The following is an 11,976-nucleotide window of genomic DNA, read 5'->3' on the forward strand; positions in this document are numbered from 1 at the left end:
TGTTATGTAGTTGTATAAATACTAATGTAAATTTATTTTAAAATTTTAAAAGAATAATTTTGAGATTAATTCAAATTACGTACATTTACTTTATAATAATCTAAAATTTTTTAAGTAATGCCTACAGGTACAGTAAAATTTTTTAACGAATCCAAGGGATTTGGATTCATTAAAAACAGCGAAACAGGAGAAGACATCTTTGTTCATGTAACAGGATTAATTGACAAAATTGATCAGGATGATAAAGTGACTTTTGACGTTGTAGAGGGAAAAAAAGGAATGAATGCGGTTAATGTAAAAATTGACTAAATCAGAATAAAATATTTTTCCTTAGTAAAGCTCAATGTAATGTTGAGCTTTTTTTGTACACTGTTTTTTTCTTGATTTAGTTAATCAGGAATATGAATCAAGGAAAAATTTTCTTTGTTTTTTTCAATAGCAGATTATATTATTTTTGTAAAATGATTAATGAAATAGATACACTTGACGTATTGAACAAGATGTGCTCAGATACTTTGATGGAGCACTTGGGTATTACTTACACCGAAGTAGGAGAAAACTATTTGGTTGCAGAAATGCCGGTAACATCAAATCATTGGCAGCCTATGAAAATTCTTCATGGTGGAGCAACACTTGCTTTGGCCGAGTCGGTTGGGAGTGCCTTATCAGTAATAAAAACTGATATGGAAAAATATGAAGTGAAAGGGATGGAGATTAATGCGAATCACATTCGAAGTATTAGAACAGGAACAGTTACTGCAAAAGCACACTTTATTCATAAAGGAAGTATGACTCACATAGTTGAAGTGAATATTATAAATGAACAGGAAAAGTTGATTTCTGTGTGCCGGATAACCAATATTATTTTAAAAAAACAGAATGGTGGAAAATAGAAATGAGCTGTCTTCTTTCTTAAGCTGCTGTTTGCAGAATGACTTCCCCTTTTTCGCTTACCAGTTGCCCAAATCCGGGATGATTCAAATAGGAGTTCAAACCGATCAGGATTTGAAAGATTATCAACTTCTATCGGATTTGGAAGGGGAAAATGGTTTTGTGTTTTCTCCATTCGATACAGAAAGCAAGCATAAATCATGGTTCGTACGAAGTGATATTAATTTGCAGGCCTCCGAAATTGATTCGGATTCTATTCAATTATTGGAATCGTATCATCCCGAAAAGGACGAAAAATTGCCGGCTGATGTGAGTTTGGAAAGTTCACATGCTTTGTATTTTAACCAGATTTCGAAAATGATTAATGACCTGAAACAATTCAAGTTGGAAAAGGTCATTTTATCCCGAATTCAAATTTTAGAGGGAATGGGAATGGATTGTGCCGTTGAATCCTTTTTGAAATTATCAGAATCTTACGATTCTGCATTTGTATTTTTGGTGTCGATACCCAAAGTGGGAACGTGGATTGGCGCGAGCCCCGAAACCTTATTGTCTTCAAAAAATAATACTGTTGAAACTGTTGCTTTGGCAGGAACTCAAAAGCTTGCAGGTAGAATTGCCGATCAGATTAAATGGGAGCAAAAAGAGGTGCATGAACAGGCTTTGGTAAGTTCGTATATTGAAAACGTTTTTAGGAATTACAATCTAACCAAATATAAACGAACAGGTCCGGTAACATCTCTGGCAGGAAATGTTGTTCATCTAAAAACAACTTATTTGTTGCCATCGGGTATGAATTTCCATCAGTTGTCAAATTTGGTACAGGATCTTCATCCAACTCCTGCCGTTTGCGGCTTGCCAAAAAATAAGGCTCTGGAGTTAATTCGCGAAATTGAGGAACATGACAGAGAGTATTATGCCGGTTATTTGGGGCCAATAGAATCGAACGGATCAATTTCACTTTTTGTGAATCTGCGAAGTATGAAAGTACTTGAAAATCAAATGGCGCTTTTTGTTGGCGGAGGAATAACTTCGGATTCAATTCCTGAAAAAGAATGGGAAGAAACCTGTTTAAAAGCTCAAACCTTGCTGAATGTGATTCGTTCGTAAGGGAAGCCCAATAAATTATTATAAATTTGACCAAACATACATTTAAAATGCAATTTTTGCTTTTGTGTATTCTCGTTTAGAACAAGAAAAATAGATGATATGGAGCGCAATTACTCGGATATTAAAGGGGTTAAAGAATTGATTGATATCTGCTGGGCGAAAGGAATGGAATATGTGATTGTTTCGCCTGGTTCCCGTAACGCACCATTAAGTATTTCCTTTGCGAAAGATGACCGAATTAAAAGTTTGGTGATTGTTGATGAAAGAAGCGCAGGATATTTTGCATTGGGTATTGCCCAGCAAACAAGAAAACCGGTTGGCTTGGTTTGTACATCGGGTACAGCCTTATTGAATTATGGACCTGCTGTTGCCGAAGCTTTTTATCAGAGACTGCCTTTGGTGGTTATTTCGGCAGACCGGCCTGCAGAGTGGGTCGGACAAGATGATTCTCAGGCTTTGTCGCAAGTAAATGTTTTCGGACAATTTGTAAAGGCGGGTTATCAATTGCCGTTAGATGCAAATAATGCCGATGATTGCTGGTATTTAAACCGAATGGTGAACGAGGCTTTATCCAAAGCTCAAAGTGGACGTTTAGGACCTGTTCATATTAATTTCCCTTTGCGTGAACCTCTTTACGGAGTGAGAAATTATCCCAACTCTATAGAGCGGGTGATTGGGAAAATCAATTCGGTTGATGAATTAAGTGCTGATGCAATTTCCTTACTTGCCGGTATTGTGAATTCCAATCAGAAAATTGTAATTCTGGCTGGTTTGTTACATCCCCAGGCAGAATTAAATGAATTGCTTGCCGAATTGGCTCAAAACAAGAATGTTGTAATTCTTACCGAATCGGTATCAAACCTTCATAATAAAGAGTTTTTGCCTTGTATCGACCGGGTGATTTGCTCGATTAAGGATGAGGAATTAGATCATTTTAAGCCAGATCTGCTGATTAATTTTGGCGGGCCTTTGGTTTCTAAAATGATAAAATCCTTTTTAAGAAAAAACAAGCCTAAAGAACATTGGTTTGTGGGGAAAGAAGATCATTTTATTGATACATTCAAGAATCTTACTTCTCATATCGATGTATCGCCATTGGCATTTTTTAAGCAATTACTGCCATTGATAAAACCATCTGACAGTTCCTTTTCGGACAGTTGGAAATGCAGGGATGCCGAGGTTTCGGAAATTCATTCGGACTATCTGAAGAATATAGAATGGAGCGATTTGAAGGTTTTCGAACAGATATTACATGCAATTCCCGAAGGTGGAAATCTGCAGCTGGCGAATAGTTCAGTGGTGCGCTATGCTCAGCTATTTAAAACATCGGCTGCACTTACTTACAATTCGAATCGCGGAACCAGTGGGATTGATGGATGCACGTCGACCGCAGTAGGTGCTGCACTGGTGAATGGGAAAACAACCACGCTGATTACGGGTGATATTAGTTTTTTTTACGACTCAAATGCATTGTGGAATAGATATTTGCAGCCGAATTTTAAAATTATCCTGATAAACAACGGAGGAGGAGGAATTTTCCGCTTTATTTCGGGACCTTCGGGGGTAGATGAATTGGAAGAATATTTTGAAACGGTGCAGAATTACAAAGCCGGTAAATTGGCTGAAACATTCGGTCTGGATTATTTTTATGCCGAAAATCAAGAGGAAGTGAATAGCATGCTTCCTAATTTCTATGCTGTCAGCAATCGTGCTGCAATACTGGAAATAAAAACACCCAGAACGGTGAACGATCAAGTATTAATAAATTATTTTAAAACTATAAAAGCAAAGGTATGACAACCAGAACCTGGACTACCATTAAAGAATACGAAGACATTAAATTCGATTTTTTCGAAGGGATTGCGAAGATAACAATCAACCGGCCAGAGGTCTATAATGCATTTCGTCCGCAAACCAATTTTGATATGTTGGATGCGATGGATATATGCCGCGAACGCAGCGATATTGGTGTAATTGTGTTTACCGGAACCGGCGACAAAGCCTTTTGTTCGGGTGGTGACCAAAATGTAAAAGGAGTGGGTGGTTATATCGATGATCATGGCGTACCTCGTTTAAATGTATTGGATCTGCACAAAGCAATTCGTTCGATGCCCAAGCCGGTGATTGCTATGGTAAATGGGTATGCAATTGGCGGTGGTCACGTTTTGCATATTGTTTGCGATTTAACGATTGCTTCGGAGAATGCTAAGTTTGGGCAAACCGGACCGAAAGTAGGTAGTTTCGATGCCGGATTTGGTTCTTCTTATTTGGCTCGTCACGTAGGCCAGAAAAAGGCCCGCGAAATTTGGTTCCTTTGCAAACAATATACTGCCAAAGAAGCCGAAGAAATGGGAATGGTAAATAAAGTAGTTCCCTTAGAGCAATTGGAAGACGAGACTGTAGATTGGTGTAAAACCATGCTGATGCGCAGCCCAATGGCTCTAAGAATGATTAAACGCGGATTGAATGCTGAGCTCGACGGACAACGTGGATTGATGGAATTTGCCGGTGATGCCACCATGATGTATTACTTGATGGAGGAAGCACAGGAAGGAAAAAATGCATTCCTTGAAAAACGTGATCCTGATTTTCAGAAGTTCCCTAAATTTCCTGGATAATTCAGAAAAAGATACTATTAAAATGGCCATTGGATTGATTCGATGGCCATTTTTTTTAATAGTCCCCTTCAGGGGATTTAGGGGTAGCAAGAAGAGTTGTTTGTGATGCCATACCCCAATGCCAATTACCCCAAACCCCTGAAGGGGCTTACTGGCAGGCATTTTTTTTTGAAGTCCCCTTTAGGGGATTTAGGGGTAGCAAGAAGGAAATATCCAGTAATGAATTACCCCAAACCCCTGAAGGGGCTTACTGGCAGGCATTTTTTTTGAAGTCCCCTTTAGGGGATTTAGGGGTAGGATAAGGATTGCATCGCTTTTTTTATTCTTGATAAAAGAATACCTTCGATATGCCATTTTATTGCTAAGGTTTTATCCATAGTTGTAGTGATTAGAAAGCAAGCATGTGAATTAAGAATTGGTAATTAAAGAAGAGTAGATTAAAAAAAGAATGAACTATAGTTTTGCGCTAGCGGGGATAACTAGGCACCCTACAAAAAGCCTTTTATGAAATTATAAATTGAAATGAGTAGTGCTATTAATGCAAATGAAAATGTCCACCAGTAGGTTTTAGACATACGTTTAGAGTTTTTTACATCATATTTTAATTTTTCAAAGGTTAAATTCTCAACTTCTTCATGTTTTTTATTTTTTCCCTTTTGTAGATCGAATTGTTTTCTAAATCCACCGTTTTTAATAAACCTTTCCGTTTCTTCAGCAATTGGTTCTATTCTAAAATGGTTAGCGTTATACCTGTGCACCTCTCCTAAGCCTTCATAGTTTATAGTAGATAGATAATATGAATAATCACCTGATTTAACTTCAGGAAATAGATCTATAAAATTATCTGCTGACTCCAGTAAAAGATCATCATTAACAAAACCATTCTTTAGAGCAAGGGTCAGAATATGATCTAAAAGCTTACTCTCATTTTCCGTAAATTCTCTCATAATTTTTATTGCTATAAAATATTACATTGGATTAATGGTTGACTATCCATTCATTATTTCATTAGATTCTTCCAAGCTTACGGATTCATTGTTTCTTGCTTTTTCTAATCTTCGATAGAAAAATTTCATTATGTGTTCATATTCATATTTAACGCTGCAGTAATTACTAAAAGCTTTAATTTGGAGATCAATTTTTTGAGCATCGCCAATACGTTCTGACAGTTCTTTGTCTCTATTATTAGTACCGCCATAAATCGGACCATAGTTTATTTTCGTAATATAGGTTCTAAGAGTATAGAATATATCATCAAAATTTTTTCGATCAGCTTTCAATGCATATGTTAGTGCTTCTAATTGAGTGAGAAATCTTTCAACACACTGCATATCATCAGTAATTGATTTAGCTAAGAGGGTATAATAAATTTCTTGTGATTTGTTTTCGACTATTGTGATTCGTTTTTGAGAAACGAGTATTTCGGCCATGGTCTTTTTAGACTCTTTTAGTTCTTCTCTTATTTCCAGATATTTGATAATCTGAAATCCAATGTGTAATGTGACGATAATACCTATAAATGCTGCAATAATTCCAATAAAGGTTTCTCCATTAACTGAAAAAGGAATGACTCTTAGTATAGAAAAAATTAATGCTATAACTGCTATTCCAAATAGCAAAATATTAAAAAGGGTTTGTTTGTTCATTTTTGTGTTTATTATTTACTTACTGTTTGGGTTTGCAATAGAACTCTAATATTTCTAAGGGGACTACTTACTTGTATTTCTATATTAGCTCTTTTCTTAATCAAAATATGCTGTAAGTCATGCACGTACATAATTGAATGCTTTTCAATAATTGCAGAAAAATACTCATCATTAAAAATATTATTTAAAGATTTTGGACGAGGCATTTGGGGCTTTGGTTGATTATATTCAATTACAGAAGCCATACAAGGGAGACGATAATTAATATTTTTGATTGCTTTATCAGTTAAGTAAACAGGAACAAGATCTTCTATACTATAGGCAGTTTCAAGGCCCGAAAAATAAACTTTATCATTCTCGAATCTTGAAATTGTAAATAAAAGAGTTTCATCAGTATTCTTACAATTAGCTCGCTTGAGACTTACGATATCATTCTTTATAAATTCTTTTAAAATATCACTCATTATTTATGTTTTGGTGTATTAGTAATATACTAAATAAGGAGTATTCCACAAAATACCCCTAAGAGCTTAACTATCAAGAGTGTAATAAAAACGAATGCTTTAAAACCTCCTGTTTCACATCATTTAGCAGTCGTTGAGATTATCGGCATTACTAGCATAAGATGAATTTAGAGTGTAGGAGTGCTTTTTTAATCTTATCAATTATAAAAAAAAAACAAAGACAAGCCCCGCATCACTTGTCTCCGTTTTACTATTTAAATTTGGAATGACCTATTCCACTTCACTAGTGGCTTCTTCGGGAGTAGTCGTTTTGCTTCTTCTGCTCCTTATTTTAGTGTTGATAGTAGCAATGTACTGAGCTATTTTGGCAAAAGGCACGCCAAACTCAGCTGGTTTTGCATTTGCCATTGCACTTAAATAGGGCAATAGTTTATCGTTCATAATTTCCAGAACTACTTTCGATTGCACACTCGAAGGAATAATTTCTTCTTTGGTAGCCAAAACACCTTGATTTTTCCGGTACAAATCCAGAAGATCTATTGCTGCGACTTTCATCTCGCCAAGAGGTGTTGCAACCCCAACCAAGCTTGCAATAATTGCTTGCATTTCGGGCTTTTCAAATTCTTCGATCATCGAGGAAGCACGAGCCAATTCTTTTTCGTAGCCTAATTTGTAAAAGTTTAGGTCGTAAGCCACAATTTTTTTCCAGATTTTTTCTGCATTTTGGGCAATGGTTTCATCGGAGGCATGTGTGTTTGCATCCACAAAACTTTTAAAACAAATTGCTCTATCGTCAAACAGTTTGTCGAGTTTGGCTAATTCGGCCGTAAATTCATGACTTCTTTCTACACCAATCGAATTCGATAAAACTGCAGCTTCTTTTCTCAAATCTGTTGTGATGCCAGTTAAATAGGTATCGGTACTAAAATCTTTTTGTCCGATTTCGAACAGGGCATTGTCTGCTACACTTTGTGCCTCGTCGGCACCACATTTACTTAAGATTGTAAAATCCATAATTGAATCATTTTAAGGGTTATTTAATGAAATTTTATTAGCGGGTGGTTGAAACTATGAAAATTATTTTAATTAGGGAAGTTTTACAGATAGATATTATGGTAAAATTACAATATTGCAACTTGGCACATTTGACAGCTTATTTTTTAGTGTAAAACAATTATCTTAGTTGATTTTATGTTGTGAAATTTGTTGGCAAAGAGTCATCCTGCAAGTTGAAAACTGGAATATCTGTCGGCAAAACGCTCTTTGTGGAAAAAATTGGGAAAAACCACGCGGCAAAATGCTCCCGACGATCAGACTTGGGTAAAACCACGTGGCAAAAAGCTCTCGACGATCAGACTAGAGCAAAACCACGCGGCAATGTTCTCTCGATGATCAACAAATAAAGTTTTCCGTTGGCAAACTGCTCTCGACGATCAGACTTGGGTAAAACCACGTGGCAAATATTTCAAACTGAGCGGTAATTACCCCAATCCCCTAAAGGGACTTATTGGCAGCTGTTTTTTTGAAGTCTACCGGGTAGCTGTGAATCCATATTTTCATTATCTTGAACACTCAAAATAAAAGGAAATACAATGAAAATCCGCCTAGCCATCCAATCCGATCTGCCAGCCATAAACGATATTTATAATCAGGCAGTACGCAAGCGTTACTGCACTGCCGATTTAGATGAAATTACTTTGGAGCAACGCATAAAATGGTTCGAAGGACATCAGCCTAATCAGTATCCAGTATTTGTAGCGGTTGAAAACGATAGGCTTATTGGATGGATTTGCTACAGTGCATACCGGGCAGGACGCAGGGCTTTGCAATCCGCAGCCGAGGTGAGCTACTACATCGACGAGGAGCATCTGCAAAAAGGAATTGGCTCCCAATTAATGCAGTTTGCTATTGATGAAGCTCCCAAATATCAATTTAAAAGCCTTTTTGCTATTTTATTGGCAGAAAATTTGGCGAGTCTTAAATTGCTTGAGAAATTTGGTTTCGAACGCTGGGGTCTTATGCCACATGTGGCAGATATCGATGGAGAAACATGCGATCATTTATACTATGGAAGGAGAGTTTAAAATCTGTTAAGCTTGTTCTGATTCTTCCTGATTTTTCAAAACAATTGTAAAAGTTGACCCTTTTCCAACTTCGCTTTCTATTAAAAGTTGTCCTTTCAAAATCTCTAAATAATCAAGGACAGTGGGTAAACCCAAACCCGTCGTTTTTTGTCCTGATAAGCCTTCCACCCGAATAGGATTTTTTTGATAGATACTCTCAATAATTTCCTTCGACATCCCCAAACCATAATCTTTTACTTCGATGTAAAACTGGTTGTTTTTAGAGTAAGATTGAATTTCAACTCTTCCTTTTTTGTAACTGTACTTAATTGCATTCTGAATAATATTCCTGAATAAAAACTTGCAGATATTCAGATCACTGGTTATCCTTAATTCTCCGTTAAAATTTTTGTTAAAACTAACTTCGCTAAGATTTACCTGAAAAATTTCGGTCATTTCAGTTAAAACTTCATTAATGTCAAATTCTGTGAAGGTTAATTTTGGTCCGTCTTCAGCTTGAATTGTTCCCCAATAAAATAAATCTTCAAGTAATCCATTGGTTCGGGTTACAACGTGAAATATATCCTTATTGAATTCGTTTTTTTCTTCTTCACTTATTGCAAATTCAGGCTTATTTATAAATGTAGATAAGTTTAAAATCACCCCAATGGAACCTCGTAAATCGTGGGCCAGAATGGAAAAAAATTTATTTTTATTCTGAATTACCTGTTGGAGCTCTTCATTTGTTTCGTTTAGTTTTGATGTTTTCTCATGAACTAGATATTGCAGTACTTTGGCTCTGTTTTGCTTGACTTTTAGCCATATGGTTAGTCCTAAAACAATTAATATTAATACGATAACACTAATGATGCTGATTTTTAGAATTAAACCAAAATCTTTTGGTTCATTTAGCAGGATACTATTTTTTGGTAATTGATTTTTGGAAATATTAAATGTGCGCAGTTCATTACAATCGAAAACGTATGAGCTTGGCAGATAGTTGAATTGCGGGATATCATTAGCACAAGGTTCCTGTATTAATTTTAAGGCCAGCATTGCCGCTCTTTCACCTTGTTCATACCCTCTTGTAATTTTTCCGCCAAATAAGCCTTTGTCGAGATAAAAATCCCATGATCCAAATATGGGAACATGTGCAACTTCTTTAATTTGTGTTATGCCTTTTTGGTAGGATATAAATTTCCCGTTCTTATCCCGATTAAGTACCAATAAGTAAATTACGTAGGTGTCATCTAAATTCCTGATTGTTTGCTGTAAGCTTTCCATTGTGAATTCAGAAACCGACTCAAAATTAAGGTCTTTAAATTGATCGGTAATTCCTTTTATTTCTTTTTGAATGGCTTGTCCGGTTTCAGTATTGTCATTAATAATGAAAATGTTTTTCCGTTCTGGAAATATGCGCTTTATTGCTGAGATGGTTCCGTAATGATCAGCCTTCTCGCCATATCCAAAAAAATTAGGATAATCCTTTAGGATGCTTGTATCCAGATCATTTACCCCGCAATATATAATAGGAACATTTGGATAAAATTCATTGCCATTTTTTCTAACAAAATCAAAAGCGGCATTGTCACTTGTAATTATTGCTTTAAATGGAATTTGTTTTGCTTTGACTTTATAAATGTTTTGCAAAGCGTTAAGGTATTCTTCATTATAGTTGCGCTTTGTGTCCAAATATTCAAAAATCAGATTGATATCCGGTTTGTCTTTAAAAACGCTGCGTATGCCGCGGGTTATACTATCCGTCCATGCTAATCCTTGATGGTAGCTGTGAAGAACCAAAACATTTGTTTCATTTTTAGATGAGTTTTGTGCAAATAATGGGGAAATCTTGATGGTTAAGATTTGGAGAAGAAAAAAAATGATACAGAAGGTTAATAATTTTCGCATATGCTTATGTTTAAATTAATATTACCATTTTATGTCTTTACGATCTAATCCTTATAATTGTTAGCTGGTTTTGTAATTTGCAATGGATAAAAATAGATTTGTTATTTGATATTTCCTTTTAAACCCAGTTCATCAGCAATTTTTTGCATGCCTTCAATACATCCCTGAATCAAGTCAGGAATTTCTATGTTGAGCATTTCAGCTCCCCGCGCTATAACGGTTCGGTCTACTCCAGCAGCAAATCGTTTGTTTTTCCAATTTTTTTGTACTGATTTTACTTTTACATCCAATACCGATTTTGAAGGACGGATTAAGGCGGTAGTGGTTACCAAACCGGTTAATTCATCAACGGCATAAAGTGTCTTCTCCAGTATTGTTTGAGGTTCAACCTCTGTGCAGGTCAACCATGCATGACTCTCAACCGCTCTTATGTATTCTTCGGGCCAATTTTCAGATTCCAATATTTCTCTGGTTTTTTTGCAGTGTTCTTCGGGATATTGATCCCAATCTAAATCATGCACTAATCCAATAATGCCCCATTTTTCTTTATCTTCATTATTTTTTACAGCGTAAAACCTCATTACTGCCTCTACAGCTAATCCGTGCCTTATCAGGCTTTCAGATTTTGTATGTTTTTTAAGAAGTACGAAAGCTTCCTCACGAGTTGGGATATGCGACATATGATAGGAATTATAAATTTCTGCACTCAAATTAGCTAAAAATAGTCAGTTAGCAATTGTTCGTTTTCAAAAAAACAAGATATAAGCATATCGAATAGATCTGCATTTAAATTTTCTGTACTATTCTTTTTAAAACTAAATATAAATAGTAAATTTAAGATCTTTAAGTCTTAATTAGGATAATATGAGTAATCAAAACAGCACAAGAAGAGGATTTTTTCAAAAACTAGGGCTGACAGTGGGGGCTGCAGCATTAATTGAAACGGAAGCATTGGCAGATATCAACTTAAATCGTTTTTCATCGGAAGAGGATCGGAAGAGTTTTTTATTGACTTATGAGACCTGGGTAAACGATTATATTGAAGTGGTTGAAAAAGAGAAGTTGTTAAAATCAGACATTTCCAATAAGCACCGGATCATGGAATTATCAGATCAAGCCAGTGGATGGCAGGAGCAGATTAAAGAATATTTGCAGCATGATGATTTTAAGAACAAATACATTTCACTTTCAAAGAAATTTGCAGAATCTATAACTCCTGAACTGGAGGCTTAAATACAGTCTTTTATATCAATTATTTTATCAGAATTAAGTAGGA

The 11,976-nt window shown here is 35.7% G+C and carries 13 protein-coding genes; 7 read left to right on the forward strand and 6 right to left on the reverse strand.

All coding sequences use genetic code 11. The annotated features are described in order from the left end of the window. Positions 1 to 117: 117 nt before the first annotated feature. The 5 genes from BZG01_RS15900 (at position 118) to menB (ending at position 4,619) form a co-directional block, all read left to right on the forward strand. Complete coding sequence (locus BZG01_RS15900) at positions 118 to 309, forward strand: cold-shock protein (RefSeq protein WP_101310831.1); 192 nt, start codon at positions 118 to 120, stop codon at positions 307 to 309. A 152-nt stretch (positions 310 to 461) separates the two neighbouring features. Beyond that, complete coding sequence (locus BZG01_RS15905; RefSeq protein WP_101310885.1) at positions 462 to 893, forward strand: PaaI family thioesterase; 432 nt, start codon at positions 462 to 464, stop codon at positions 891 to 893. After that, complete coding sequence (locus tag BZG01_RS15910) at positions 880 to 2,001, forward strand: isochorismate synthase (RefSeq protein ID WP_101310832.1); 1,122 nt, start codon at positions 880 to 882, stop codon at positions 1,999 to 2,001. Before BZG01_RS15905 ends, BZG01_RS15910 begins: the two co-directional genes overlap by 14 nt. A gap of 99 nt (positions 2,002 to 2,100) precedes the next feature. After that, positions 2,101 to 3,798: a 2-succinyl-5-enolpyruvyl-6-hydroxy-3-cyclohexene-1-carboxylic-acid synthase gene (menD, locus tag BZG01_RS15915; protein WP_101310833.1), complete on the forward strand. Its 1,698-nt coding sequence runs from the start codon at positions 2,101 to 2,103 to the stop codon at positions 3,796 to 3,798. Then, positions 3,795 to 4,619, forward strand: a complete 825-nt coding sequence (menB, locus tag BZG01_RS15920; protein WP_101310834.1) for a 1,4-dihydroxy-2-naphthoyl-CoA synthase — start codon at positions 3,795 to 3,797, stop codon at positions 4,617 to 4,619. The genes menD and menB overlap by 4 nt, the downstream gene beginning before the upstream one ends. A 488-nt stretch (positions 4,620 to 5,107) precedes the next feature. On the opposite strand, the gene BZG01_RS15925 is transcribed toward menB, so the two are convergent. From BZG01_RS15925 to BZG01_RS15940, 4 genes are all read right to left on the reverse strand, one after another. Next, positions 5,108 to 5,566 carry a hypothetical protein gene (locus BZG01_RS15925; protein ID WP_101310835.1) on the reverse strand — a complete coding sequence of 153 codons (459 nt, stop codon included), beginning with the start codon at positions 5,564 to 5,566 and terminating at the stop codon, positions 5,108 to 5,110. A gap of 42 nt (positions 5,567 to 5,608) precedes the next feature. Beyond that, positions 5,609 to 6,265 carry a hypothetical protein gene (locus BZG01_RS15930; protein ID WP_101310836.1) on the reverse strand — a complete coding sequence of 219 codons (657 nt, stop codon included), beginning with the start codon at positions 6,263 to 6,265 and terminating at the stop codon, positions 5,609 to 5,611. A gap of 11 nt (positions 6,266 to 6,276) precedes the next feature. Further along, positions 6,277 to 6,729 (reverse strand): hypothetical protein, encoded by a 453-nt coding sequence (locus tag BZG01_RS15935; protein WP_101310837.1) that lies wholly within the window; start codon positions 6,727 to 6,729, stop codon positions 6,277 to 6,279. Between the two features lie 270 nt (positions 6,730 to 6,999). Continuing rightward, entirely contained in the window at positions 7,000 to 7,743 is a 744-nt protein-coding gene (locus tag BZG01_RS15940) for a DUF6261 family protein (RefSeq protein WP_101310838.1), read from the reverse strand. Between the two features lie 578 nt (positions 7,744 to 8,321). Between BZG01_RS15940 and BZG01_RS15945 the strand changes: the two genes are divergently transcribed. Continuing rightward, positions 8,322 to 8,813: a GNAT family N-acetyltransferase gene (locus BZG01_RS15945; protein ID WP_101310839.1), complete on the forward strand. Its 492-nt coding sequence runs from the start codon at positions 8,322 to 8,324 to the stop codon at positions 8,811 to 8,813. A 6-nt stretch (positions 8,814 to 8,819) separates the two neighbouring features. Here BZG01_RS15945 and BZG01_RS15950 read toward each other — a convergent pair whose 3' ends face one another. Continuing rightward, complete coding sequence (locus BZG01_RS15950) at positions 8,820 to 10,700, reverse strand: sensor histidine kinase (protein WP_101310840.1); 1,881 nt, start codon at positions 10,698 to 10,700, stop codon at positions 8,820 to 8,822. Between the two features lie 101 nt (positions 10,701 to 10,801). Continuing rightward, the gene (locus BZG01_RS15955) at positions 10,802 to 11,380 is read right to left on the reverse strand and encodes an HD domain-containing protein (RefSeq protein WP_101310841.1); all 579 of its coding nucleotides are present in this window, start codon (positions 11,378 to 11,380) and stop codon (positions 10,802 to 10,804) included. Positions 11,381 to 11,564: 184 nt separating this feature from the next. On the opposite strand from BZG01_RS15955, the gene BZG01_RS15960 reads away from it, so the two are divergent. Further along, complete coding sequence (locus BZG01_RS15960) at positions 11,565 to 11,933, forward strand: hypothetical protein (RefSeq protein ID WP_101310842.1); 369 nt, start codon at positions 11,565 to 11,567, stop codon at positions 11,931 to 11,933. The last annotated feature ends 43 nt before the right edge of the window (positions 11,934 to 11,976 follow it).

The organism is Labilibaculum manganireducens (assembly GCF_002843385.1).
Lineage (GTDB): Bacteria > Bacteroidota > Bacteroidia > Bacteroidales > Marinifilaceae > Labilibaculum > Labilibaculum manganireducens.